Raw genomic sequence first — 25602 nt, 5'->3', positions numbered from 1 at the left:
TGCGCACGTCTGCGCAGTGGTTCTCACGGGATCCACCAGTGAGGACGAGGCCAATGGCCAAGCAGCTTTACGAGCGCGACAAGCCGCATCTCAACATCGGCACGATGGGGCACGTCGACCACGGCAAGACCACGCTGACCGCGGCGATCACCAAGGTGCTCGCCGACCGCGGGCTGGCGTCCCCGGTGCCGTTCGAGCGCATCGACCGCGCCCCGGAGGAGCGCGACCGAGGCATCACGATCAACGTTGCCCACGTGGAGTACGCGACCGCGACCAGGCACTACGCCCACGTCGACATGCCGGGTCACGCCGACTACGTGAAGAACATGATCTCCGGTGCCGCGCAGGTGGACGGCGCCGTGCTGGTCGTGTCCGCGCAGGACGGCGCCATGCCGCAGACGCGCGAGCACGTCGTGCTGGCGCGGCAGGTCGGCGTCGGGCACATCGTGGTGGCGCTGAACAAGGCCGACATGGTCGAGGACACCGAGCTCCTCGACCTGGTCGAGCTGGAGGTCAGGGACCTGCTCACCGAGTACGGCTTCCCCGGCGAGGAGGTGCCGGTCGTGCGCGTGTCCGGGCTGCGGGCGCTGGAGGGCGACCCGTACTGGACGGCGCGGATCGTCGACCTGCTCGACGCGATCGACGCCTACGTGCCCGTGCCGCGCAGGGTGCTCGACAAGCCGTTCCTGATGCCGGTCGAGAGCGTCCTCACGATCACCGGTCGCGGCACCGTCGTGACCGGGGTCGTGGCCCAGGGCGCGATACGGCTCGGGGACGCCGTGGAGGTCGTCGGGCTCGGCGAGACGTTCGGGTCCGTCGCGACGGGCCTGGAGACGTTCGGGCAGACGATGGACCACGCGGAGGCCGGCGACAACACCGCCATGCTGCTGCGCGGCGTCAGGCGGGACCAGATGCGGCGCGGCCAGGTGGTCAGCGCGCCGGGCGCGATCCGGCCGCACGCGCGGTTCCGGGCGCGGGTCCGGGTGCTGACCGCCGACGAGGGCGGCCGGAGCAGGCCGTTCCTGCACGGCTACCGGCCGCAGTTCCACTTCCGCACCACGGACGTGGTCGGCGGCGTCGACCTCGGCGAGGGCGGCATGGCGCTGCCCGGCGACTCGGTCGAGATGGCCGTCGAGCTGGGCAAGCCGGTCGCGATGACCGAGGGGCTCGGCTTCGCGATCCGCGAGGGCGGCCGGACGGTCGGCGCGGGCACCGTCACCGCGCTGCTCGACTAGCGGGAGAGGGGGCCCCGGCACTCGCCGGGGCCCTTAGCCTTGATCGCGTGAATTCGTTCGGCCCAGGGTGACCGAGTGGTCGCGAACGGCTGGCGGATGCGATCTTGATGTGGTGAGATTCCGGCATCACCCCCGCAGGTAACCCCCGTCTGGAGAATGTGTGCGATCCCCCCGCGCCCTGATTCCCCTGCTCTCGGTCTGTGCGGCCGCCGCGGTCGTGACCGCGGCCGCGACCGGCGCCAGCATCGAGGGCCTGCCGGGCGGTGGAGGCCCCGCCCACGCCGACGGGGCCGCTCCCCGCCCCGAGGCGGTGACGATCAACACGCTGAGCTGGAACGTCTGCGGCGGCACCGGCTGCCCCTCCGGCACCGCGCCCGCCAAGCTCACCAAGGAGATCGTCCAGCGGATGCGCGCGACCGAGGTCGGCGGGCGCACGGTGCGCCCGAACGCCGTCCTCCTCCAGGAGGTCTGCGACGGGCAGGTCCGCTCGTTCAGGACGTCCTTGCCCAAGTGGAGCTGGGTGTTCGCGCCGTCTCCGGGCGGCGAGGCGTGCGCGGCCGGGCAGGGGCGCTCCGGCGTCGCCATCGGCACCGACGTCCCGCTCACCGCGCACCGCCAGGCGAGGCTGCCCGCCCCCGCCGGGCGCACCCGGGTGGCACTGTGCGGCGAGGTCCCGTCCTGGTCGACCCGCGTCTGCGTCACCCAGCTCAGCGCCGGAGAGAGCGGCCAGTGGCGCCGCAAGGAGGCCGGCGCCCTCACCACCCTCGCGGGGACGGGCCGGATCCTCCTCGGCGGCGAGCTCGCCGACGTCCCGGAGAGCCCGGCGCTCGACCCCCTCTACGCGGCCTACGCCGAGTGCGACCAGTCGGGCTCGTCCCGGACGGGGGCGAAGACCCGGCAGGACTGGCGGGGCACCGCGCTCGACAAGACCGACTACCTGTTCATCGGCAAGTCGGCCGCCGTCTCCTGCAGCGTCCCCGCGGACCAGGTCAAGGTCTCGGACCACCGCCCCTTGTCGGCGGTGGTCCGCTACCAATAGTCCTGCGTCCTTCTCCTCCTTCGGGCCTGGCGGCCCTCCATCGTCGAAAAACGCGGGCGATCGCTGGCATCGCTTCGTCTCGCCTTGCGGCTCGCTGCGCGATCAGATTCTTGCTTCGCTCGAATCTGCCTTCGGACGCGATCGCGGTCCCTCAGGCCGTCGCGGGTGTCAGTTGACTCCTCGGTCTGCGCCGTCCCAGTAGGGGGCGCGGAGGTCGCGCTTGAGGATCTTGCCGGTGGGGTTGCGCGGGATGGCGTCGCGCCGCTCGACCGAGGTGGGGCACTTGAAGTGCGCCAGGCGCTCGCGGCAGTAGTCGATGATGTCCTGGTCGGGGACGTCCTCGGACAGCACCACGATCGCCTTCGGCGTCTCGCCCCAGCGCTGGTCGGGGACGCCGATGACCGCGCAGTCGGAGACGGCGGGGTGGCCCATCAGGACGTTCTCCACCTCGGCGGGGTAGATGTTCTCCCCGCCCGAGATGATCATGTCCTTGACGCGGTCGTGGATGTAGAGGTAGCCGTCCTCGTCGAGGTAGCCGGCGTCGCCCGTGCGGAACCAGTTGTCCTCGGACAGGGCGCCGGCGGTCGCCTCCGGCATGCCCCAGTAGCCCTTCATGTTCTGCGGCGTCCGGCAGAGGATCTCGCCGACCTGGCCGGAGGGCAGCTCCTCCCCGGTGGCCGGGTCCACGATCTTGAGCTCGGTGTTGTCGTTCGGCAGGCCGGCGCTGCGCAGCCGGTGCGCGTTCGGGCCGTCCGGGTCGTGGTCCTCGGGCGGCAGCGAGGTGATCGCCCCGGTGACCTCCGTCAGCCCGTACACCTGCCGGAAGTCGGTGGTCGGCAGCATCCGCATCGCGGTGCGCAGGACGTCCTCGCTGATCGGGGACGCGCCGTACAGCATGAGCCGCAGGCTGGACATGTCGGCGGCGGTGACCTCGGGGATCAGCGGCATGAACTGCAGCAGCACCGGGACGAGGAAGATGTGCGTGACGCGGTGCCGCTCGATGCCCTGCGCGATCGCGGTCGGGTCGGGCTCGCGGGTGATGACGCCGGTGAGGCCGTTGTAGACGGCGGAGACGGTGAGCACGTTGCCGGCCACGTGGTACATCGGCATCGCGATCATCAGCACGGACGACCCGTCGATGTTCCACACGTCGTTGGTCACCGCGAGCGCCGACAGGAAGTTGTCGTGCGTCAGCATGACGCCCTTGGGCAGGCCCGTCGTGCCGGACGAGTACAGCTGGACGAACACGTCCCCGGAGTCGGACTCGTACGCCGGGGGCTCGGCGGGAGCGGCGTCGACCCAGGCGGCGTAGTCCTGGTGGCCGTGGCCGGAGCCGCCGGCGACGAGCATGAGGGCGGTGTGCTCGAGCTTGCCGGCGATCGCGTCCAGGACGGGGACGAACTCGGGGCCGACGACGAAGACCTTCGCCTGCGCGTTGTTGACGATGTAGGCGACCTCGTCGGGCGCCAGCCGGTAGTTCACCGGGACCTGCGCGGCGCCGATCCTGGTCGCGCCGAAGAGCAGCTCGGCGTATTCGAGGGAGTTCTTGTCGAGGACCGCGACCCGGTCGCCGGGCCCGAGGCCGGCGGCGGCGAGGGCCGCCGCGACCCGGTCGACGCGCCGGTCGAAGTCGCGGTAGGTGACCTCGGTGTCGCCCGCGATGTACGCGATGCGATCGGGGTACGCGAGCGCGCGTTCGCGCAGCACTCCGTCAAGACCTGGCACGATGAGCCCCTTCGACGATGACCGCCTGGTTATTCCGGCATCATGCGGTCACCGGCGACATCACGGCAAGGGGAACGGGCCGCCCGCTAGCGGCTTTTCGACATCTTGGACACCGCGGTCACGGCGAGTACCACCGCGACGGCGACGAGTCCGATGAAGAAGAACATCTTCAGCATCGAGAAGATCGCGCCGATGACGGTGAACAGCAGCCACACCGCGAGGATCACACCGAGAATGGTCAGGATCGTCTTACCCATGACTCCACCGTATGCGCTCGTGCGGCACGGGTCATCAGCCTGGCGGACGACCTAGGCACCGCCGTGCGGCGGAGGCGCACCCTGAGGGCCCCCGGAGGCCGGACCCTGACCCGCGCCGGGGACGGGCGGCGGCTGGTGGACCGGCGCCGGCGGCTGCATCGGCTGCCCCGCCGAGGGCTGCCCCGGGAACGGGCCCTGGCCCGGCATCGGTGCGTAGCCCGGATTGGGCGGCAGGCCGGGAGCGAACGGCCCGGCGGGAGAGCCGAAGGGCCCCCCGGGGGCGCCAGCGTTCCACGGCTGGGACGTTCCGCCCTTCGAGGCCGTCATGACCCGCAGCCCCGCGAGCCCGGCCGCCGCCGCCACCGCCAGCAGTTCGTACGCCTGGTAGATCGAGAATGTGGGCTCCAGGACCCGGAGGATGAACCCGCCGGGCGGTATGTCACCGTCCATGACCTGGCCGAGGATGAGGCCGATCCGCGCGCCGACCTCCACCGCGACGTACGCCGCCGGCCCCGCCGCGATCGGGGCCAGCGGCCCGCGAGGCCGCGCGAGCAACATGGGCGCGCTGGTGGCGACTCCTGTGACCAGGCATGTGAACAGGAAGTAGGGAACGGACGGGAGGACGCCCAGCAGTATGTGCAGGGCCCACAGCAGGGCGGCGGCACCGGTGGCGACCGCGCCGCCGACCAGGACCAGTGCGATGACCCCGCCGTTGGAGGTCGCGGAGCGAGGCTGCGGCATCCGGACATTAAAGCGGTGTTCGTCCGGTTACGCAGGTCGCCCAGGTCGAACCATGATCAACTCCTTACGGGGTGGTGACATGCGGCATGGCACCGGCGTCCGGGGCCTAGCGTGGGGGCGTGAACACCGTCCCCCAAGCCGGGCGCGTCCTGGTGGTCGACGACGACCCGACGGTCGCCGAGGTCGTCGCCCGCTACCTGGCCCGCGACGGGCACGACGTCGTGTGCGTCGCCGACGGCCGGACCGCCCTGCGCAAGGCCCTCGACGAGCCGCCCGACCTCGTCGTCCTCGACCTCATGCTGCCCGGGATGGACGGCCTGGAGGTGTGCCGCCGCCTCCGCGAGACCTCGACCGTCCCGATCGTGATGCTGACGGCGCTCGGCGCGGAGACCGACCGGCTCGTCGGCCTGGAGACCGGCGCCGACGACTACGTGACCAAGCCGTTCAGCCCCCGCGAGCTGGCGCTGCGCGTCCGGTCGGTGCTGCGCCGGGCGCGGGGCGCGCTCGTCCCGACCGGCCCGTCCGGTCCGCTGCGCGACGGCGGCCTCGTCGTGGACGTCAGCGCGCACGAGGCGGCCCTGGGCGGCGAGCGGCTCGCGCTCACCTCCCGCGAGTTCGACCTGCTGGCGTTCCTGCTGCGCCACCCGCGGCAGGCGTTCACCCGCGAGGAGCTGCTCGAACGCGTCTGGGACTGGACGTTCGGCGACTCCTCCACGGTGACCGTCCACGTCCGGCGGCTGCGCGAGAAGATCGAGGACGACCCGACCACGCCGCGCCGCATCGTCACCGTGTGGGGCGTCGGCTACCGCTACGAGCCCGCGGAGACCGCGCCATGATCCCCTTCGAGGATCTCCTCTGGGTGGTCTACTACGCGGCGGTGGCCGCGTTCGCCGTCGCGGCCGTGGCCCTCGGCCTCCTGCACGCGCTGCGCGGCCGCTCGGTGGCCACCCAGCTGGTCGTCGTCGGCGCCGCCACGGTGCTCGCGACCATCTCCGGCATCATCGTGATCTCGTTCATGATGCTGCTGAACGACCACGACCGCGCGGTGGTGCTGGCCGTCGTGACGTCCGCCGGGCTGGTCGCGATGGCGGTCTCGGTGCTGCTCGGCCGCCGCCTGGTGGCCGCGAACCGGACCCTGGTCGAAGCCGTCCGCGCGGACCGGTTCCACCCTCCCGCGGCGCGGCTTCCCGCCGAGCTGGCGGAGCTGTCCCGCGAGCTGGAGGCCGCCTACGACCGGCTGGCCGCCGCCCATGAGCGCGAACAGGCCCTGGAGGCGAGCCGCCGCGAACTGGTCGCCTGGGTGAGCCACGACCTGCGCACCCCGCTGGCCGGGCTCCGCGCGATGGCCGAGGCCCTGGAGGACGAGGTCGTCGCCGACGAGGAGACGATACGCCGCTACCACGGCCGCATCCGCGTCGAGGTGGAGCGGCTGACCGAGATGGTGGACGACCTGTTCGAGCTGTCCCGCATCCACGCGGGCGCTTTGCGGCTGTCCCGCGAGCGCGTCGGCCTTGCGGACCTCGTCGCCGAGGCCGTCGCCGGCACCGAGCCCCTGGCCCGCGCCAAGGGCGTCCGGCTGCGCGGAGACGTCCGCGAAGGCCTGCCCATCCAGGTGGACGCGGGCGAGCTGGGCCGCGCCCTGCGCAACCTCGTGGTGAACGCGATCCGGCACACCCCGAGCGACGGCGCCGTCGAGATCATCGGCGAGATCCACGGCGGCCAGGCGCGGGTGACGGTGGCCGACGCGTGCGGCGGCATCCCCGAGGACGACCTGCCGCGCGTGTTCGACGTCGCGTTCCGCGGCGAGGCGGCCCGCACCCCGGGCGGCGGCGCCGGCCTCGGCCTCGCCATCGCCCGCGGCATCGTCGAGGCCCACGCCGGCGAGATCGGCGTCGCCAACAGCGGCCCCGGCTGCCGCTTCGAAGTCAGAATTCCGTGTTAGCTTGCGTTTTTCTCCTCCTTCGGGCCTGGCGGCCCTCCATCGTCTAAAAACGCGGGCGATCGCTGGCATCGCTTCGGCTCGCCTTGCGGCTCGCTGCGCGATCAGATTCTTGCTTCGCTCGAATCTGCCTTTGGACGCGATCGCAACCATTGAGGTTGTCGCGTGGTTGCGGGGTCGGCTGAGGTCGGGTGTTTATTGCAGTGCTCTTCTCCTTCGGGCCTTGCGGGGCCCCATCGTCGGGCACTGCGGCGATCGCTGGCATCGCTTCGGCTCGCCTGGCGGCTCGCTGCGCGATCAGATTCTTGCTTCGCTCGAATCTGCCTTCGGACGCGATCGCAACCATTGAGGTCGTCGCGTGGTTGCGGTGGTGGTTGGGGGCTGCGCGTCCGGAGGTGGGAGTCGCTGGTCGCGTCGCGCGGTACCGGCGTGCCGCTGGGGGCTGCGCGTCCGGCGCGGGGGGTGGGTCAGGGGTCCAGGGCCTCTGAGATCGTGCGGTAGGTGGAGCAGGGCCAGCGGGACATGCAGGCTCGGCAGCGGCGGATGGGGCGGTCGGGATCGCTCGTGATGCCGCCGGCCTCTTGGGGGCGATGCAGGTCGATGAGGCGGAGGGTCAGGTCGGCGAAGACCAGGACCTCCTCCCTGGCACCGGCCAGGAAGGTCAGGTCTTCGCGGGACAGGCGCGTCCTTATGGGGACGAAACCGTTCTTGTTCACCAGGCGGGCGAGTACCTGGGTGGACGTCCGCCACGTGCTGGACTTCGCCGCCCGCGCCCGGATCGTCTCCAGGCGCTCGCGCAGTCGACCATGCCGCTGTTGCACCCGTTCAGGGTCCCCTACTCGGGGCGCCCGTGCGGGCCGAACCCGCGATATCGGCGGGCCGGATCGGCGCCCCGTGCGCCTGAAATCGCCACATTACGGTGCGTAGTACTCAAAGCGTACGGGGCTGGCAAGGTGGCGGCGCGCCCCGGAAACGCCCACGGGGCAGGGGACTTGGCGAACCGTCTGGCTCCCGGGCCGTTCGCGAGATAGTGTGCCGGACGTGGAGCTAAACGTCTCGACCGCGTCTCAAGGAGGTCACGCCGTCGTCACGGCGACCGGTGAGCTCGACCTGTACACCGCGCCACGGCTGCAGGCGGCCCTCGCGGGCCTGCTGCGCGACCAGGCCGACCGCATCGTGGTCGACATGAGCGGTGTCGAGTTCTGCGACTCGACGGGCATGAACGTGCTGCTCGCGGCCATGAAGCGGCTGAAGGAGCAGGGCGGCTCGCTGGAGCTGGCCGCCCCGCGTCCGGCCGTGAAGCGGATCCTGCAGGTGACCGGGCTCGACACCGTCTTCACCGTGACGGAGGCCGCACCCGTCCTGGACGCCGGCTGACCCGTCCCGAGCACCCGCGCCGCGGATGGAGCGCAGGAGGCGCCCACCTGTCGCGCGGGTGATGACTTGGGTGGTTCCCTCGTGCCCTGCGGCACCGCGGTCCCGTCCCCGACTACGATCGCCGATATGCAGGACGTAGCGGTATGCATCCCGGCCAAGGACGAAGCCGACCGCATCGCGGCGACGGTCAAGGCCGCGCAGGAGCTTCCCGGCGCCGACCTCGTCGTGGTGATCGACGACGGCTCCTCCGACGGCACCGGCCGGGTGGCCCGCGAGGCCGGGGCGCGGGTCGTGCGGCACAGCCGCAACCGGGGCAAGGGCGCCGCGATGGAGAGCGGGGCCGAGGCCGTCCGGCTGCTGGACGAGGGCCGCGAGCAGCCGCGCCACCTGCTGTTCCTGGACGCCGACCTCGCCGAGACCGCGCGCGAGGCCGCGCCGCTGGTCGAGCCGGTCAGATCCGGTGAGGCCGACATGACGATCGCCGTGTTCACCACGACCGTGAAGCTCGGCGGGCACGGGTTCGTGGTCCGGCTGTCGCGCGACGGGATCCGCCGCGCCACCGGCTGGGAGGCCACCGCGCCGCTGAACGGGCAGCGCTGCCTGACCCGCGCCGCGTTCGACGCCGCGCTCCCGCTCGCCGCCGGGTTCGGGGTGGAGACCGCGCTCACGATCGACCTGCTGCGCAAGGGGTTCCGGGTGGCGGAGGTGGAGGTGCCGCTCGCACACCGCGCCACCGGCACGGACTGGCGCTCCCAGCTGCACCGCGCGCGGCAGTTCCGGGACGTGGCGAGAGCGCTCGCCGCGCGCGAACCGGCGGTGGCCAGAGGGCTCGACCGCCTGCGCGGCAGCCGCCCGTGACCCGTCTCGGCACGGGCGGGCTGTGGGGGATCGGAGTCGGCGCCGCCTGCTTCGTGACCACCGCGCTGCTCGGGCCGTCGGTGTTCGAGCCGGAGCTCGAGGGCCCGCGCTACGAGCCGCCGTACGCGCTGGACGTCCATCCGTCGCCGTACGTGGTCATCGGCCTGGTCGTCGCGGGCATCGTCGCGAGCACCGCGGGGCTCGGCCTGTGCCTGGCCGCCGTCCGCAAGGGGTGGCGCGTGCGGGCCCTGCCGCTCGTGGTCGCGGGCCTGCTGGCGGCCGTCGCGTTCATGTTCATGCCGCCGGTCGGGTCCACCGACCACCTGAACTACGCCTCGTACGGGCGGATGGCGGCGACCGGCCACGACCCGTACCGGACGAGCGCCGTCGACCTGCCGAAGGACCCGGTCGCCGGGGCGCCCGAGGAGTGGCGGACGACGCCGTCGGTGTACGGGCCGGTCGCCACGGGCGGGCAGGCGTTCGCCGCGTGGATCGGCAGCGGCTCGGTGCGGCTCACCGTGTTCGTCCTGTCGGTGCTGAACGTCCTCGCGTTCGCGGTCACGGCGCTGATCCTCTACCGGATGTCCAGAACGGAGGAGCGGCGGCTCCGCACGGCGCTGCTGTGGACGTGCAACCCGCTCGTGCTGTTCCACCTGGTGGCGGGCGCGCACAACGACGTCCTAGCGATCGCGCCGATGGTGGCCGCGCTCGCCGTCTTCGGCGGCGCGGCCGCCGGGCGGGCCGGCTGGCTCCGGGCCCTCGCGGCGGGGGCGCTGGCCGGGTTCGGGACGGCGATCAAGCTGCCCGCCGCGCTGGTCGCCGGCGGGCCCGCGTGGGGGGCGCTGCGCCGCACCTGGACGGACCGCCGCGCATGGCCGATCGGCCACCTGGCCGCGCTGCTCGCCGGGGGCGCGGCCGTCACGGCGCTGTCCTACGCGCTCGCCGGGCCGCACGCGCTCGACCAGGTCCGCGAGGCCAGCAACATGGTCTCCTTCGCGACCCCCTGGCACCTGCTGGACGAGACGCTCGGCCGCGGCTCGCAGCGCGACGTCATCAAGCTGGGCGCGCTGCTGCTCGGCGTGGTGCTGCTCCTGCTGCTCTTCCGGGCCCTGCCGAGGGAGGACGACCTCGTGCCCGGCGCGGAGGAGCGCCGCGTCGCCGCCGCGATCGTCCTCGCGTGGCTCCTCGCCGCGCCCTACGCGCTCCCCTGGTACGACGGATTCGGATGGGCGCTGCTGGCGCTGCTGCCCTGGACCCGGATCGACTGGATCCTGCTCGCCCACACCGCCGCGCTCAGCCTCGCCTACCTGCCGGCCCGCGCACCCGCCCGCATCCGGCTGCCGGACGACCTGGAGTGGCTGTTCACCGTCGTTCGGCCGACCGTGGTCCCGTGGACGCTTCTGCTGATCCTGACGGCCCTGGTGGCGGCGTGTCTGCGCTCCTCAGGTCGAGCTCCAGCGACCGGAGCCCCGCGGCGAGCATCAGCGGGGTCGCCAGGCTGAACGCCACCGACAGGATCACCACGCCCGAGTCGTTCACCAGCGTGCCGATGACGCCGACCGCGAGCGCGCAGATCACGGCGGGGCGCATCGTCAGGCTGTGCTTGTAGGCGCCCTGCAGCAGCGACACCCGCCACCGCGTGGGTCGCGCCAGGACGAAGAACAGGAACACGATGGCGGCGGCGAGCGCGAGCGTGTACGGCCAGTACCCGAGGCTGTTCAGCATCGCGTTGAACTTGCGGGTGACGACGTCCAACGCGTCCCCGGCCATGAGGTCCTGCCAGAACCGGCCGAGGTGCGTCGGGTTGGCCGACCGGGCGTTCAGGTAGGAGATGAACAGCACGAGGACCAGTCCGGCCAGGAAGAACAGGCCGAGCTTGAGCGGTGAGATGCGCTTGCCCGCGACCATCAGGCCGAGCATCGCGAACGCCGGGACGATGGCCAGCACGCCGCCGAAGTCGCTGCCGAACGCGGGCAGGCCGTCGACCGCGACCGTGAACGCGCCGATCACCGCGACGATCGCGACGGCGGCGGCCTTGTTGCCGCGGCGCAGCGGGTACTCCGTCAGCCAGGCCGCCGTCAGGATCGCCGCCACGGCGAACAGCGAGAACGCCTGGTTGCCGAAGCCGTAGAACCGTCCGGCGATGAGGGCGGTGTAGCCCATCAGCGTGTTGAGCTGGAGGGACGAGCCCGTCATCACGTCCACCGCGAGGACGACCGCCGTCACCCCGGTGATCACCAGCCCGGGCAGGACGGTGGAGCGGCGCCACGGCCCGGCGAGCGCCACGCCCGTCAGCAGCCCGGCGAAGCCGAGCACGGTGCAGATCAGGACGGGCGTCGGGTACTCGGCCCGCCACCACGGCAGCAGGCCGGCGAGGAAGGACGCGCCGGGGGCCGCGCCGCCGAGCAGCGCGATCACCCGGGTGCCGCCGAGGATCCGCTCCCGCGAGCGGCGGTCGCCGCCGAGGCGCCGCAGCGCGACCACCGCGATCCCGTAGAGGACGAGCTGCACCGCGAACAGCACCCAGTAGAACGACGTCTGGACGGCCCGGATCGCCTGTGCGGCGACGTCCTCGTCCATGAGCGCGTCGACCCGGTCGTGCGCGGACGACGTGGACGGCTGCGACCGCCACGCCGACCCGACGGCCTGCTTGGGCTGCTTCGCGCCGAGCGTCTTCAGCGCGGTCGCCGTGAGGTCGGTGAGCGTGACCAGCCCGTCCTGGCGGGTGGCGCTGGAGGTCATGTAGCCGGGCCCGTACGCGGCGCCCTTGGCCAGGGCGACCCGCAGGTGCGGGTTGACGCCGGTGTCGGACAGCCCCGCGACCAGGACGGTCGTGCCCTCGGGGAGCCCGGTCACGACCTGCGCGACCCGGCGGTCGGCGGCCTTCGCCGCGGCGGCGCGGCCCTTGTCCGACAGGGGGATCTGGTCGCCGTGCGGGTCGACGCCCGCGTTGATGTAGGCGCGGAACAGGTCGTCGACGTCGACGGCCGCGAGCGGGCAGCTCGCCCAGTCGGCGGCGGTGGCCTTGTCGGGGGAGGCGACGTAGCGGTCGACCCGGCCGGCGCCGTCGGCGGCGCCGAACACCGCGCCGGGCCCGACCGCCATCGTGCAGCCGCCCGCCCGGTGGACCTCGTCGCCGAGCAGCCCGATCCGGGCGTGGTAGTTGGTGCCCGCGTTGTCGCTCTTGATCGCCGGCCATCCGGCGGCGACGGCGCCGCCCGCCGGGGGCGGGCCGGTGGGGGAGGACTGGCCCGGCAGAACGGGGGCGGACGGCAGCGCGCAGTCGCCGTGCGGCAGCCGCGACCGCTGCCCCGCCGACAGCGTGAGCCAGCCGTCCGTCGGGCAGGTGACGACGCGGGTGGTGCGGACGCTGAGGCCGGCGGCCGAGCCCTGCGAGGTCAGCCCCCACAGCGCCGGCGTGTTCGCGCGGGTGATGTCGCTCCACATCAGCCCCGGCACACCGACGATCACGACTCGTCCCGCGGCGGTCGGCCCGGCGGGGGCCGAGCCGGGGGTCGAGGCGTGCGCCGCCACCGGCCCGAGCAGGGCCGCGAGCGCCGCCCCGAGGGTCGCGAGGAACAACGCGATCTTCGTTCCCCGGGACGTCATGGCGTTCAGGTTACAAGAGCCCTACCACCGGGCAGTGGCCATATCCTGCGGGCTGTGGACGGTCTCATCGCGCGGGATGCCCGCGACTCCCCCGGCGAGGCGGCCGGAGCCCCCGCCAGGCGGAGCCCCCGCGACCTGCTGATCCTGCTCGCCGGGATCGCCGTCGCCGTGGCCGCCGCCGCGCCGGTCGTCCACCGGTGGCTCGGCAACCAGCCCGACCAGCGCCTCGTCGACCTGGAGGTCTACCGGGAGGGCGGGCTGGCCGTCCTGCGGGGCGCGCCGCTCTACGACTTCCTCACCCAGCCGCCGCAGCTGCTCCCGTTCACCTACCCGCCGATCGCCGCCGTCCTGGCGGTCCCGTTCACCCTGCTGCCCTGGCGCGCGGCCCAGTGGGCGTGGACGGGGCTGATCTACGCCGCGCTCGTGATCGTCGTCTGCTACGCCTTCCGCGACCTCATCCGCCGGACGGGGCGCTGGGCGCCGCTCACCGCCGGGGTCCTGGTCGCGGCGGCGGCGTGGCTGGACCCCGTCCGCGACCAGGTCAGGTTCGGGCAGGTCGGGCTGTTCCTGCTGGCCATGTGCCTGGCCGACTGCTGCGCCCGCACCGCCCGCTGGCCGCGCGGCATGCTCGTCGGCCTCGCCCTGGCGATCAAGCTGGTGCCGGGCGTCTTCCTCGTCTACTTCCTGATCACCGGACGGCGGGAGGCGCTGGGCAACGCCGTGCTGACCGCCGTCGTCGCCACGCTCGGCGGGTTCGCGCTGCTGCCGTCCGACTCGTCCGGCTACTGGTTCGGGGCGCTGCTGGAGGGCGGCGACCGGACGGGCGCGGTCGACGGCACCACCAACCAGGCGGTCCACGGGATCGTGGCCCGCATCCTGGACGAGGGGCCCGCCCGGACGCTGGTGTGGCTGGCCCTGGCCCTGGTCGTCGCCTGGTTCGGCTTCGCCTGGGCGCGCCGGGCGACGCTCGCCGCCGACGCCGCGACCGGCACGGACGCCTACAGCCTCCTGCTCGCCGGGGTCGCGATCGTCGGGCTGCTGTCCGTCGTCCTGTCCCCCGTGGGGTGGATCCACCACCTCGTCTGGATGATCGCGGTAATCGGGGCTCTGGTGGGGGACGGGCGCGACACGCGAAGATGTCTGGTCGCGTTCGGCCTCTGGCTGCTGTTCCTGTTCCCGCTCCCGTGGTGGGCGCGCGGGCTGATCGGCCCAGACCATTCCGCCGCAACGGTTTTCGCGGGGCAGGTCCTGCGCGACTCGTTCGGCATCGCGGCGCTCGTGTCGATCATGGTTCTCGGAACGTGGCTGGTCAGACGGCTCGATCCGGACAACCACCCCCGAGATCCTTCGCAACGGCAGGTCGGCCTGGGTACGCTCGGCCCGTGATGCTTGTCGCGGTGGCCGTCGCTGGCCTGGTCGCCGGGGTTGCGGGGCTCTCCATCGCGGTGGTCGCGCACAACCGGGTCAACCAGGTCGTCGACGAGTGCGGGGAAATGCTGAGGCGCCAGCTCCAGGTCGCGAGCGGCGAGGTCGACGAGCGCGCCCTGCGCGACCTCGCCATCGTCCACTACGACGCGCTCAAGGAGATGTCCGGGCACCGGTCCTTCTCCCTCGCGCTGATCAACGCGGTCGGCGACGGGGTGGTGGTCAGCTCCATCAACGGCCGGACCGAGACGCGGACGTACGCCAAGGCCGTCCAGGGCGGGCACGCCGTCGAGACGCTCTCCCCCGAGGAGAACCAGGTCCTGCGGGCCGCCCGGCTCGGCAAGGGCCCCGTCGTCTCGATGGACGACCCGCTGCCCGACTTCGGCAACGGCGCCCGCACGTCCACGGCCCGCGCCTGAGCACGCCCGAACGGCGCCCGAGGCGGCCGCCCGCCGGACGGTAGACTCGGGATTCTCGCCTTGCCGCAAGGCGGCTTCCGCACAGCCGAAACTTCCGCACCGCCATAACTTCCGCACCGCCGAAACACGTACCCGGGGGATCCCGTGACCGCAGACGACAGGCCAGCGCGCTACGCCTACCTGGGTCCGCGGGGCACCTTCACCGAGGCCGCGCTGCTCACCCTCCCCGGCGCCGCCGAAGGCGAGCACATCCCGTACGCGACCGTCCCGGCCGCCCTCGAAGCCCTCCGCCGCGGAGAGGCCGACACGGCCGTCGTCGCCCTGGAGAACTCCGTCGAGGGCTCGGTCCCCACCACGCTGGACGAGCTGGCGACCGGCGAGCCCCTCCAGATCGTCGGCGAGATCCACCTGCCGGTCTCGTTCGCGCTCCTCGTGCGCCCCGGCACCGCGCTGGCCGACATCAAGACCGTCGCGTCGCACCCGATCGCGCAGCCGCAGTGCCGCCGCTGGCTGCTGGAGAACGTTCCGGACGCCGAATGGCGCGCCGCGACCTCCAACGCCGAGGCCGCCCAGCACGTCGCCGACGGCCACTACGACGCCGCCCTCGCCGGCTCGTTCGCGGCCCCCCGCTACGGCCTGTCCGTCCTCGCCGAGGACATCCACGACGTCGCCGACGCCGTCACCCGCTTCGTCGTCCTGCACCGCCCCTGCCCCCCGCCGCCGCCCACCGGCATGGACAAGACGACCGTCGTCGCGTTCATCGGCGAGGACCACCCGGGCGCCCTGCTGGAGATCCTCACCGAGTTCTCCGTCCGCGGCATCAACCTCACGCTGATCCAGTCCCGGCCCACCGGCGCCGGCCTCGGCTCCTACCTGTTCTGGATGGACTTCGAGGGCCACGTCACCGACGCCCGCGTGGGCGAGGCCCTGATGGGGCTGCGCCGCATCTGCGCCGACGTCCGCTTCGTCGGCTCGTACGCCCGCGCCGACGAGATCCGCCCCGAGATCCGGCGCGGCACCCACGACGCCGACTTCACCGAGGCGGCCGCCTGGCTCACCGGCATCCGCCGCGGCCGCCCCTGAGCCCGGAAATCAAACGCGCCGGGGACGTGTTGGCACGGTTGACCGTCCTGAGAGAGGTATCCCTGTGCGTGTTGAGATCTGGGCCGACGTCGTGTGCCCGTGGTGCTACCTCGGCAAGCGGCATTTCGAGCGGGCGCTGGAGGGGTTCCAGCACCGGGACCAGGTCGAGGTGGTCTACCGCGCCTTCCAGCTCGACCCCTCGTTCCCGCAGGGCGAGACGGTCGACGTGGCCGACATGCTGGCCGAGAAGTACGGCATGACGCGAGCCGAGGCCGTGGAGAAGAACCGGGAGATGGAGCAGCGCGCCGCCGCGGCCGGTCTGGAGTACCGCCTCGAAGGCCGCCAGGCGGGCAACACCCTCGACGCGCACCGCCTCGTCCACCTCGCGGGCCGCCGCGGTGTGCAGGGCGCCGTCGTGGAGGCCCTGTTCAAGGCGTACTTCACCGACGGGCGTCCGGTGTTCGACCGCGACGCGCTCGTGGACATCGTGGCCGAGGCGGGCCTGGACCCGGCCGAGGCGCGCGAGGTGCTCGCGTCCGGGGAGTTCGCCTCGGAGGTGGACGCCGAGCAGCGCGCCGCCCGCGACATCGGCGCCAACGGCGTGCCCTTCTTCGTCATCGACCGCCGCTACGGCGTCTCGGGCGCCCAGCCCACCGAGACGTTCGCCCAGGTCCTCGACCAGGCCTGGGCGGACGCGAACGCCTGACCGGCGGCGCCTTCCCGGCCGTGACGCAACCGAGATCATTTAGCGCGGCGCCGGGGGCAACCGGTTGTCGATCTTGGGCGTCCTCTTCACACCAGTGAACAGTGGAGAGGTCGTCCCGTGCGCCGATTGCTCGCCCTCGTCACGGCCGTGGCCGTGACGTTCTCCCTCGCCGCGGTCCCCGCGGACGCGGCGGTCTATCTGAGGGTGTTGAGCACCCGGCTCCTGTCGCCAGGCGCCTCCACGAAGATCGAGGTGGCTGCGGACTCGGGGCTCGACATCACCAAGGTTCGTGCCGTCGTGGACCCGTATGAGGGCGGCACCGCGACGCCGCTCACCGCGGACGACTTCGAACTCGTCGAGGGCACGGCGGCGAACGGTGTCTGGCGGACGAAGACCGAGGTCACCGTCGGTCCCGGCCGCTGGTGGGTCGACGTGGAGCTGACCAACAGCGAGCGCACTCTCACGGCCTCCCACCGCGCGACGATCGACAACGGCGCGGACACGGTGATCAGCGAGTTCGAGACCACCCCGGACGTGGTCGACATCGAGAACCCCTGGGTCACTTTCCGGGGGAGGCTGATGAGCCACGGCGCCGACGGCACGCTGGAGCCCGCGGTGGGCGAGACGCTGCGCCTGGTCTCCGACGACGGCCGGAGCGCCACGGCGGTCACCGGCGCGGACGGCCGGGCGGAGGGCAAGGCGTTCTTCGACGACTATGCCAAGCTGACCCTCGTCTTCCGCGGCTCCTTCCTGTACCGGCCCACCGAGAGCGGGCCCGGCACCGTCGCCATGCGGAAGTTGAACACGCGGATCACGGTGGACGTGCCCGAGCACCTCGTCCCGGGCGACCAGGTCGACCTGACGGGCAGGCTGGAACGCGAGGACCACGGTGGTGTCTGGGCGCCGCTCGCGGGCAAGCAGGTCGAGATCAAGTTCGCGAAGCCGGCCCCCGATCCGGCCTGGACGACCCTGGGCCGCGCCACGACCGGCGCCGGGGGCGTCTTCACGTTCCGGATCAGCCCGAGCGAGGACGGTGCGTGGTCGGCCTCCTTCGCGACGGACTCCCTCGGCTGGCCCGCCGACTACCGCGGCTACTTCCGGTCCGAGGGGCGGACGCCCTTCCAACGCGTGGCGTACCGGACGTCCGTCACCGGGTTCAACGCCACGCCCGAGCCGGTCGGCCGTGGCGAGAACGTGAAGGCGTACGGGCGCGTCCTCACTCAGCTCGCGGACGGTCGCTGGATCGGCGCCCCCGGCAACGCCTCCGTGCGACTGCAGTTCTCCACAGACCGCAAGACGTGGAGTACCAAGGGCGAGGTCGGCGTGTCCGGGGACGGCAGGTTCACCGTGGAGGGCAGGGCCGACCGGACCGGCTACTGGCGGGCCCTCGTCCCCAAGAGCGACAGCACCGAGCAGTCGGTCAGCGGCACCGACGCCGTGGAGGTCCGGTACCGGACGAAGATCCTGGACTTCAACGCGGCGCCCGAGCCGGTGAAGAAGGGCGGCACCGTCACGGTGATGGGCACGCTCTACCGCCAGACCTCGAAGTGGTACACCTACAGCGGCAAGACGATCACCTTCTACTTCCTGCCCAAGGGATCGTCCAAGTGGGTCTACATGGGCAAGCAGGCGACCGACAGGATCGGCCGGTTCCGGAAGGGCTTCAAGGCCACCAAGGACGGCACCTGGCGGGCCTATTCAGGCGCCACGTCCACCTACGCCAAGACGTATCGGGACGACTACGTGGACGTCCGCTAACGGACATTGACCAACCAGTAATGGATCTTGGCCGTAGGCTCCATACCAGTATTCAGTGGAGAGGTTTCCCCTTGCGTCGATCATCCGCACTGCTCGCCACCGCAGCCATCACGGCCTCGCTCTTCGTCGCGCCCGGCACCGCCCACGCGGATGCGACCGACGTCAGCCTGGCCCTCGCCTTCGACAATCTCGCCAAGGACCGCGTGGTCAAGCTGACGCTGGGCGCGAAGTCGGCCAGCGGGGTCACGAAGGTCCGCGCGAACATGCGCTACCTGACCCCTGACGCGGAGCCCTATGCCACCGTCGAGTTCACGCGCAGCAGCGGGACGGACAACGACGGCGTCTGGCAGGCCGAGTTCCGCCCCGACATCGAGGCCCGCCCCGGCGTGACACGCGTCGAGGTGCTGATCAGCACGGCCGACGGCGCCACGTACACGCGCACCAGCGGGTTCAACGACTGCTACACGACGTCCATCACCGACTTCTCGAACTCGCCGGACACCATCGACATCGAGCATTCCGACGTGACGATGCGCGGCCGGGTCACGTTCCAGAAGTACCGCGAGGCCGCGCCCGAGCCGGCGTCGGGAGCCAAGGTCAGGACCGGGACGAGCACGGAGACGACGGCGGGCGAGGACGGCTCCTTCACGCTGACCTCCAGCGGCAGCGCGTCTCCGGTCGCCTCCGTCCCCTGGGAGGGGCGGTTCTGCGGGTCCAACCGGGCCGCTTCCGTCACCGTCGACAAGCAGGCCACGGTCATCACCGCGCGGATGATGCCGGGGTCGACCGTGGCGCCCTACACGCGGATGACCGTGGACGGCAAGGTCGTCCGGCAGGGCTCCGCCGGTCCCGAGCCCGTGGCCGGCGCCGACGTCCAGGTCAATGTTCCGGCCGGCCTCGGGGAGGACGGCATCACGTGGGTCCGGACCTCCGCGGACGGCACCTTCCACGCCTTCTTCACCGCCGCCCGGGAGGTCGGAAAGTCGGGCACCGTGACGGCGGGCTTCGGGGGAACCGGTTTCCTCACCGGCAGCGAGACCGGCCTCGGGACGCTGAACATCCGGAACATCTCCGAGATCACCGGCTTCAACGCCTTCCCCGAGCCGCTCGGCTACCGCGACCCGATCGTCGTGCACGGGAGCCTGGACGTCCGGCCCGACTACACCAACGTCACCAACCTGCCCGTGTACCTGGAGTACTCCCTGGACGGCACGACCTGGAAGGTCTGGGCGTCCCAGACCCTGGCAAGGCCGGGGAACTTCTACTTCAACAGCGAGAAGGCCGTGACGAAGGACGCGTACTGGCGCGTCCGGTATCCCGGCAGCGACCTGAACATGCCGGTCGTCGGCCCCACCGACTTCGTCGACGTCAAGTACCGGACGCAGTGGTACAACTTCAACGCCTCGCCCGAGCCCGTGAAGAAGGGCGGCACCATCACGGTCAAGGGGCAGCTCTACCGGTTCCGCGACGTGGCGGGTCCGGGGCCGAACGCGCCCGTGTACGTCTACTTCAAGGCCGCCGGCACCTCGACGTACAAGCAGGTGGCGGCCACCAAGACCGACTCCAACGGCTGGTTCGCGAAGACCTTCACGGCGTCCGTGGACGGCACCTGGAAGGCGGTCTACAAGGAGACCTCCGGCTACCTCGGCTCGACCTCGCAGGGTGATGCCGTGGACGTCCGCTGACGTAGGCTGCGGGGCGTGGCGATGGACTTCGATCTTTACGAGCGGGAGCTGTGGGCCGGGCGGGCCCCCGCGTACGAGCGGGGGTTCGCCCACGTCACGCGGTACATGATCGATCCGCTGCTGGACGCGGCCGGGGTGCGGGACGGGACGCGGCTGCTCGACGTCGGCACCGGCCCCGGGTTCGTCTCGCGGGAGGCGGTGCGGCGCGGCGCGCGGGTGTCGGCCATGGACGCCGAGCCCGGCATGGCCGAGACGGCGCGCCGGAACGTCCCCGGGCTCGACGTGCGGGTCGCCGTCCTGCCCGAGGTCCCGTTCGAGGACGGGACGTTCGACGCGGTCGCCGGCAACTTCGTCATCAACCACGTGGGCGACCCCGAGGCGGCGCTGGTCCGGCTGCGGCGCGTCCTGCGCGAGGGCGGCCGGCTGGCGGTGACCTGCTGGGTCATGCCGGGCAGCGGCGCCCTCGCGATCGTCCGGGAGGCGATCGAGGCGGCCGGCGTGCCGTGGCCGGACGACATCCCCCCGACGCCGTTCCTGGAGTACGGCGAGCCGGCGGCGTTCGGGCGGCTGGTCGCGGACGCCGGGTTCGGTGAGGTCGCGGTCGAGGAGGTGACCTGGGAGCACGTCGTCGACCCCGAGGAGTGGTGGGAGACCGGCGCGCTGTCCAGGGTCGGCACGAACGGCGTGATCGTCGGGCGGCAGGACGCGCCGACCGTCGCCCGCATCAAGGCCGCCTACGACGAGATCATCGCCGGGTACGCGGCCGGCGACGGCAAGGTGGCGCTGCCCGCGCACGCGCTGCTGGCGAGCGGCGTCCACTAGCGGCGCCCGCCGGCGGCGGCGACCAGCGGTGTTCACCGGCGGCGTCCGTCAAGGGGCGCGAACCGCCGATACTCGCGCGCGCTCGGGGGTGCCGGGCCGGTAGCCTCGGGTCTGTGATTGACCTGCGAGCTCTTCGAGAGGATCCCGAGCGGCTGCGCGCCTCGCAGCGCGCCCGCGGTGAGGATGACGCCGTCGTCGACCGGCTGATCGACCTGGACGGGAGGCGCCGCTCGGCGCTGACCTCGTTCGAGCAGCTCAGGGCGGAGCAGAAGAGTTTCGGCAAGTCGGTGTCCAAGGCGCAGGGCGACGAGCGGCAGGCGCTGCTCGCCCGCGCCAAGGAGCTGGCGCAGCAGGTGAAGGAGCGCGAGGCGGAGGCCGACCGGCTCGGCGAGGAGCTCGACGCGCTGCTCAAGGGCGTCCCCAACCTCATCGAGGAGGGCGCCCCGCCCGGCGGCGAGCAGGACTACGTCGTCCTGGAGCACGTGGGCGAGCCGGCGAAGTTCGACTTCGAGCCGAAGGACCACCTGGAGCTGGGCGAGAGCCTCGGCGCCATCGACATGGAGCGCGGCGCGAAGGTGTCGGGCGCGCGGTTCTACTACCTGACGGGCGTGGGCGCGCGTCTCCAGTACGCGCTGCTCAACCTCGCCATGGAGCAGGCCGTCGCGAGCGGGTTCACGCCGATGTACCCGCCGGTCCTGGTGAAGCCGGAGGCGATGGAGGGCACCGGGTTCCTCGGCGCGCACGCCGCCGAGGTGTACCAGCTCCCGCAGGACGAGCTGTACCTCGTCGGGACGTCGGAGGTGCCGCTCGCCGCGTACCACATGAACGAGATCCTCGACGAGCTGCCGCGGCGGTACGTCGCGTGGTCGTCCTGCTTCCGCCGCGAGGCCGGCTCCTACGGCAAGGACACGCGCGGCATCATCCGCGTCCACCAGTTCGACAAGGTGGAGATGTTCTCCTACTGCGACCCGGCCGACTCCCACGCCGAGCACCTGCGGCTGCTGGAGTGGGAGAAGGAGATGCTCGCCAAGGTCGAGATCCCGTACCGGGTGATCGACGTGGCGGCGGGCGACCTCGGGTCCAGCGCGGCCCGCAAGTACGACTGCGAGGCGTGGGTGCCGACGCAGAACACCTACCGCGAGGTCACCTCGACGTCCAACTGCACCGAGTTCCAGGCGCGGCGCCTGGCGGTGCGGTACCGCGACGCCGACGGCAAGAACCAGCCGGTGGCGACGCTGAACGGGACGCTCGCGACGACGCGCTGGATGGTCGCGATCCTGGAGAACCACCAGCAGGCCGACGGTTCGGTGCGCGTCCCCAAGGCGCTGCAGAAGTTCCTGGGCTTGGAGGTCCTGGAGCCGGTCAAGCGCTGAACGCTCGTCGAACGGGGCCCGTCCTGCCTGGGACGGGCCCCGTTCGCTTCTCCCAGGGCCCGAGGCGGCGGCCGGGCCTGTCATGCCCCTGGCCTAGGGTGAGTCCCATCTGCCCAGGAAGGTGACATGTCTCAGTCTTCGCCGCGCGTGATCGCCACCGACCTCGACGGCACGATCGTGCGCTCCGACGGCACGATCTCCGCCCGGACCGTCGCCGCCCTCGCCCGGGTCGAGCGGGCCGGGGCGATGCTCGTCATGGTCACCGGGCGGCCGCCGCGCTGGATGACGGAGATCGCCGCGGCCGTCGACCACCGCGGCGTCGCGATCTGCGCCAACGGGGCCGTCCTCTACGACCTGCACACCGAGACCGTCCTGCGGGCCAACGAGATCCCGCCGGACGTGCTCGCCGAGGCGATCGGGCGGCTGCGCGGCGTCTCGCCCGAGCTGCGGTTCGCGGTGGAGTACCCGGCCGGGTTCGTGTTCGAGGCCAGCTACAACCTCGGCCGCTGGGACGCGGCGGCGCTCGGCGGCCGTCCCGTCGACGACGCGGAGCTGGTCAGCCGGGGCGGCACCAAGCTGCTCGCGTTCCACCCGGCCGCCGACCCCGACGCGCTCTCGGAGAAGGCGGTCGAGGCCGTCGGCGACCTCGTGACCGTGACGCACTCCTCCGGGCGCGGGCTGCTGGAGATGAGCGCCCTGGGCGTCACCAAGGCCAGCGCCCTGGCGGACCTCTGCACCGAGCGCGGCATCACGGCGGGGGACGTCACCGCGTTCGGCGACATGCCCAACGACCTGCCGATGCTCACCTGGGCGGGCACGTCCTACGGGGTCGCGAACGCGCACCCGCTCGTCCTCGCCGCCGTGTCGCACAAGACGTCCCGCAACGACGACGACGGCGTGGCCGAGGTCCTGGAACGCCTCTTCCCATAGGAACGGCCGCACCCCGTTGCGGAGTGCGGCCGGAGCCCGAGTCTCGCCGGGAGGGCGCGGGGGTTACAGGTAGGGGCCGGACGAGCGCTGCCCGGGCTTGGGGTCTTCCTCGACGCCGGGGGGCATCATCCCCGCGGGCAGGGCGCGCCGCATCTGCTCCAGCTGGGCCCGCGCCGCCATCTGCTGGGCGAACAGCGTCGTCTGGATGCCGTGGAACAGGCCCTCCAGCCAGCCGACGAGCTGCGCCTGCGCGATCCGCAGCTCCGCCTCGCTCGGCACGGAGCCCTCGGCGAACGGCAGCGACAGCCGCTCCAGCTCCGCGACCAGCTCGGGGGCGAGGCCGTCCTCCAGCTCCTTGATGGACGACTGGTGGATCTCCCGCAGCCGGGCCCGGCTCGCCTCGTCCAGCGGGGCGGCCTTGACCTCCTCCAGCAGCTGCCGGATCATCCCGCCGATCCGCATGACCTTCGCCGGCTGCTCGACCATCTCGGTCACCGACCTGCCCTCGGACTCGCCGTCGCCGGCGCCCTCGACGGCGATACCGTTCGGGCCGACGACGAGCACCTGGGGCTCGTGTTCCGACTGCTTCTTCGAAGGCTCGCTCATAAACTCCACATCCTCACACGGTCAGCAGGATCTTGCCGACGTGACCGCTCTCTTCCATCAGCTCGTGCGCGCGCGCCGCCTCGGCCATGGGGATCCGCCGGTCGACGACCGTCCGGATCCGTCCCGACTCCAGCAGCGGCCACACGTGCTCCCGGACCTCCGCCACGATCTCCGCCTTCTCCTCCAACGGACGGGCCCGCAGAGTCGTGGCGTGCACGAGCGCCCGCTTTCGCAGCAGCATGCCGATGTCGAGCTCGGCCTTCGCGCCGCCCTGCAGCCCGATCACCATCAGCCGTCCACCGGTGGCGAGGGCGTCGACGTTCCGCTTCAGGTACTTGGCGCCGATGAGGTCGAGGATCACGTCGTAGGGGCCGCTTTCGACGAAGTCGTCCTCGCGGTAGTTCACCGTGGCGTCCGCGCCCAGCTCCCGGCACCTCTCGGCCTTCTCCGGGCTGCCCACCGTCGTCACCACCCGCGCCCCGCGCGCCTTGGCGAGCTGGATGGCGAACGTCCCGATGCCGCTGCCGCCGCCGTGGACGAGCAGGGTCTCGCCCTCGCGCAGCCCGGCCAGCATGAACACGTTCGACCACACCGTGCACGCCACCTCGGGGAGCCCGGCCGCCTCCACGACGTCCACGCCGCGCGGCACCGGAAGCACCTGCGAGGCCGGGACCGCGACGCGTTCGGCGTAGCCTCCGCCGCCGAGCAGCGCGCACACCTCGTCGCCGACGGACGGCCCGGTCACGCCCTCGCCCAGCTCCGCGATCCGGCCGGACACCTCAAGGCCCGGGTACGGGGGAGCGTCCGAGGGCGGCGGGTAGAAGCCCTTGCGCTGCATGACGTCCGCCCGGTTGACGGCGCCGGCCACCACGTCGATCAGGACCTCGCCCGGCTTCGGCACCGGATCCGGTACCCGCGTCCATTCCAGGACGTCGGGTTCGCCCGGTTCGCGAATCACGATGGCATGCATACCGGTCACGCTACCGGGCGCGTCCAACCCCGCCCCGGACCGCCGCCGCGCCAATGTTGATCTGCGCGCGGGATGCCCGCTGTTGACGCACCGGTATCCTGCGTGGGGGCCTTTTCGCCCGCCTGCACCGTGTAAATCATCAGAGGCGTGCCCTAGGGGGAAGAACGGTGGCGAGGAACGAGCACGACGGGCGCTCCTTGGAGGAGCGGCTGGCCTCTCTGGACGCGATGAGCGGAGACAAGACGGGACCGTCCCCCGCCCCCGAGGGCGCACAGCCGGCGCAGGGGGAGGAAGTGCAGGAGAGCACGCCGCCCGCTGAGCAGTCCGCCGCCGAGGAGCCCGCCGCCGAGCCGCCCGCGGCCGGGCCGCAGGCCGAGCAGACCGACCCGAACGCCAATCCCTGGCTCGCCGCGCCGCCCCCCTACCAGGGAGCCCCGGAGAACTTCGGCCCGCCGCAGCCGCCGCCCTACGAGGGCGGCCCGATGCCGCAGCCGTTCGACGGCGGCATGCTTCCGCCGCCGTACGCCGCCGGCGGGTACCAGCCGTCCCCGTACGACGCCAACGGCAACGCGGCCCCGCCCCTCGACCAGCTTCCGCCCTACCCGGCCGACCAGGTCGGCCGGGCGGACGCGCCCGGCCAGGGCTACCAGCCCATCGACCCCGCCACGGGCCGGCCCTACCCGCAGGACACGGACGCCTCGGGCCGTCCCTACGTCCCCTTCGACCCGGCCACGGGCCGCCCCATCCCACCCGACCAGCAGTACCCGCCGGTCGACCCCGCCACGGGCCAGCCGTTCCAGCCGGGCCCGAACGCGGGCGGCCAGCCGTTCCCCCCGGTCGACCCGGCCACGGGCCAGCCGTATGCGCAGGACCCGAACGCGGGAGGCCAGCCCTTCCCGCCGGTCGACCCTGCCACCGGGCAGCCCTTCCAGCCGGGCCCGAACGCGGAGGGCCAGCCGTTCCCCCCGGTCGACCCGGCCACGGGCCAGCCGTATGCGCAGGACCCGAACGCGGGAGGCCAGCCCTTCCCGCCGGTCGACCCTGC

The 25602-nt window shown here is 72.5% G+C and carries 22 protein-coding genes and 2 pseudogenes; 17 read left to right on the top strand and 7 right to left on the bottom strand.

The annotated features are described in order from the left end of the window. Positions 1–53: 53 nt before the first annotated feature. Positions 54–1235 carry an elongation factor Tu gene (tuf, locus tag AB0C21_RS08830; protein WP_500203456.1) on the top strand — a complete coding sequence of 394 codons (1182 nt, stop codon included), beginning with the start codon at positions 54–56 and terminating at the stop codon, positions 1233–1235. Between the two features lie 160 nt (positions 1236–1395). After that, positions 1396–2274, top strand: a complete 879-nt coding sequence (locus AB0C21_RS08825) for an endonuclease/exonuclease/phosphatase family protein (RefSeq protein ID WP_500203455.1) — start codon at positions 1396–1398, stop codon at positions 2272–2274. 168 nt (positions 2275–2442) lie between these two features. Here AB0C21_RS08825 and AB0C21_RS08820 read toward each other — a convergent pair whose 3' ends face one another. The 3 genes from AB0C21_RS08820 to AB0C21_RS08810 form a co-directional block, all read right to left on the bottom strand. Beyond that, the gene (locus AB0C21_RS08820; protein WP_500203454.1) at positions 2443–3999 is read right to left on the bottom strand and encodes a long-chain-fatty-acid--CoA ligase; all 1557 of its coding nucleotides are present in this window, start codon (positions 3997–3999) and stop codon (positions 2443–2445) included. An 86-nt stretch (positions 4000–4085) separates the two neighbouring features. Further along, positions 4086–4256 carry a hypothetical protein gene (locus AB0C21_RS08815; protein ID WP_353820052.1) on the bottom strand — a complete coding sequence of 57 codons (171 nt, stop codon included), beginning with the start codon at positions 4254–4256 and terminating at the stop codon, positions 4086–4088. 51 nt (positions 4257–4307) lie between these two features. Continuing rightward, entirely contained in the window at positions 4308–4997 is a 690-nt protein-coding gene (locus AB0C21_RS08810) for a hypothetical protein (protein WP_500203453.1), read from the bottom strand. Positions 4998–5116: 119 nt separating this feature from the next. On the opposite strand from AB0C21_RS08810, the gene AB0C21_RS08805 reads away from it, so the two are divergent. Next, on the top strand, positions 5117–5833 hold the full coding sequence (locus tag AB0C21_RS08805; RefSeq protein ID WP_500203452.1) for a response regulator: 717 nt from the start codon (positions 5117–5119) through the stop codon (positions 5831–5833). After that, positions 5830–6939, top strand: coding sequence for a sensor histidine kinase (locus AB0C21_RS08800; protein ID WP_500203450.1), 1110 nt, complete (start codon positions 5830–5832; stop codon positions 6937–6939). The genes AB0C21_RS08805 and AB0C21_RS08800 overlap by 4 nt, the downstream gene beginning before the upstream one ends. A gap of 464 nt (positions 6940–7403) precedes the next feature. Here AB0C21_RS08800 and AB0C21_RS08795 read toward each other — a convergent pair whose 3' ends face one another. Next, positions 7404–7757 (bottom strand): hypothetical protein, encoded by a 354-nt coding sequence (locus AB0C21_RS08795; protein WP_500203448.1) that lies wholly within the window; start codon positions 7755–7757, stop codon positions 7404–7406. A gap of 220 nt (positions 7758–7977) precedes the next feature. On the opposite strand from AB0C21_RS08795, the gene AB0C21_RS08790 reads away from it, so the two are divergent. The 3 genes and pseudogenes from AB0C21_RS08790 to mptB all read left to right on the top strand — a co-directional run. Next, on the top strand, positions 7978–8313 hold the full coding sequence (locus tag AB0C21_RS08790; protein ID WP_149260654.1) for an STAS domain-containing protein: 336 nt from the start codon (positions 7978–7980) through the stop codon (positions 8311–8313). 126 nt (positions 8314–8439) lie between these two features. Beyond that, positions 8440–9171 carry a glycosyltransferase family 2 protein gene (locus tag AB0C21_RS08785; protein WP_149260653.1) on the top strand — a complete coding sequence of 244 codons (732 nt, stop codon included), beginning with the start codon at positions 8440–8442 and terminating at the stop codon, positions 9169–9171. Beyond that, a pseudogene (gene mptB, locus AB0C21_RS08780) lies at positions 9168–9995 on the top strand (polyprenol phosphomannose-dependent alpha 1,6 mannosyltransferase MptB); the annotation flags it as partial. The gene AB0C21_RS08785 and the pseudogene mptB, both read left to right, overlap by 4 nt. 538 nt (positions 9996–10533) lie before the next feature. Here mptB and AB0C21_RS08775 read toward each other — a convergent pair. Next, a complete protein-coding gene (locus tag AB0C21_RS08775) occupies positions 10534–12780 on the bottom strand; it encodes a hypothetical protein (protein ID WP_500203447.1) in 2247 nt (748 codons plus the stop codon). A gap of 54 nt (positions 12781–12834) precedes the next feature. Here AB0C21_RS08775 and AB0C21_RS08770 point away from each other — a divergent pair, with 54 nt between their 5' ends. The 9 genes from AB0C21_RS08770 (at position 12835) to AB0C21_RS08730 (ending at position 22981) form a co-directional block, all read left to right on the top strand. Beyond that, positions 12835–14166, top strand: a complete 1332-nt coding sequence (locus tag AB0C21_RS08770; protein WP_500203446.1) for a glycosyltransferase 87 family protein — start codon at positions 12835–12837, stop codon at positions 14164–14166. Further along, the gene (locus tag AB0C21_RS08765; protein ID WP_149260764.1) at positions 14166–14624 is read left to right on the top strand and encodes a DUF4446 family protein; all 459 of its coding nucleotides are present in this window, start codon (positions 14166–14168) and stop codon (positions 14622–14624) included. Before AB0C21_RS08770 ends, AB0C21_RS08765 begins: the two co-directional genes overlap by 1 nt. 144 nt (positions 14625–14768) lie before the next feature. Then, positions 14769–15707: a prephenate dehydratase gene (pheA, locus tag AB0C21_RS08760; protein ID WP_500203445.1), complete on the top strand. Its 939-nt coding sequence runs from the start codon at positions 14769–14771 to the stop codon at positions 15705–15707. 64 nt (positions 15708–15771) lie between these two features. Continuing rightward, positions 15772–16413 (top strand): DsbA family oxidoreductase, encoded by a 642-nt coding sequence (locus AB0C21_RS08755; protein ID WP_500203444.1) that lies wholly within the window; start codon positions 15772–15774, stop codon positions 16411–16413. 117 nt (positions 16414–16530) lie between these two features. Further along, entirely contained in the window at positions 16531–18171 is a 1641-nt protein-coding gene (locus AB0C21_RS08750; protein WP_500203443.1) for a hypothetical protein, read from the top strand. Positions 18172–18242: 71 nt separating this feature from the next. After that, positions 18243–19856, top strand: a complete 1614-nt coding sequence (locus AB0C21_RS08745; protein ID WP_500203442.1) for a hypothetical protein — start codon at positions 18243–18245, stop codon at positions 19854–19856. Positions 19857–19877: 21 nt separating this feature from the next. Continuing rightward, positions 19878–20678, top strand: coding sequence for a class I SAM-dependent methyltransferase (locus AB0C21_RS08740; protein WP_500203743.1), 801 nt, complete (start codon positions 19878–19880; stop codon positions 20676–20678). Between the two features lie 113 nt (positions 20679–20791). Continuing rightward, positions 20792–22051: a serine--tRNA ligase gene (gene serS, locus AB0C21_RS08735; RefSeq protein ID WP_500203441.1), complete on the top strand. Its 1260-nt coding sequence runs from the start codon at positions 20792–20794 to the stop codon at positions 22049–22051. A gap of 126 nt (positions 22052–22177) precedes the next feature. Further along, positions 22178–22981: a Cof-type HAD-IIB family hydrolase gene (locus tag AB0C21_RS08730; protein ID WP_500203440.1), complete on the top strand. Its 804-nt coding sequence runs from the start codon at positions 22178–22180 to the stop codon at positions 22979–22981. 63 nt (positions 22982–23044) lie between these two features. Here AB0C21_RS08730 and AB0C21_RS08725 read toward each other — a convergent pair whose 3' ends face one another. Further along, positions 23045–23587 (bottom strand): bacterial proteasome activator family protein, encoded by a 543-nt coding sequence (locus tag AB0C21_RS08725; RefSeq protein WP_149260644.1) that lies wholly within the window; start codon positions 23585–23587, stop codon positions 23045–23047. A 13-nt stretch (positions 23588–23600) separates the two neighbouring features. Continuing rightward, positions 23601–24557, bottom strand: a complete 957-nt coding sequence (locus AB0C21_RS08720; protein ID WP_500203439.1) for an NAD(P)H-quinone oxidoreductase — start codon at positions 24555–24557, stop codon at positions 23601–23603. Positions 24558–24724: 167 nt separating this feature from the next. Between AB0C21_RS08720 and AB0C21_RS08715 the strand changes: the two are divergent. Further along, positions 24725–25602, top strand: a pseudogene (locus AB0C21_RS08715) (hypothetical protein); the annotation flags it as partial.

Origin of the sequence: Spirillospora sp. NPDC049024, assembly GCF_040649235.1 — a bacterium.
Lineage (GTDB): Bacteria > Actinomycetota > Actinomycetes > Streptosporangiales > Streptosporangiaceae > Spirillospora.
This window is presented reverse-complemented; position numbering and strand designations above follow the sequence as displayed.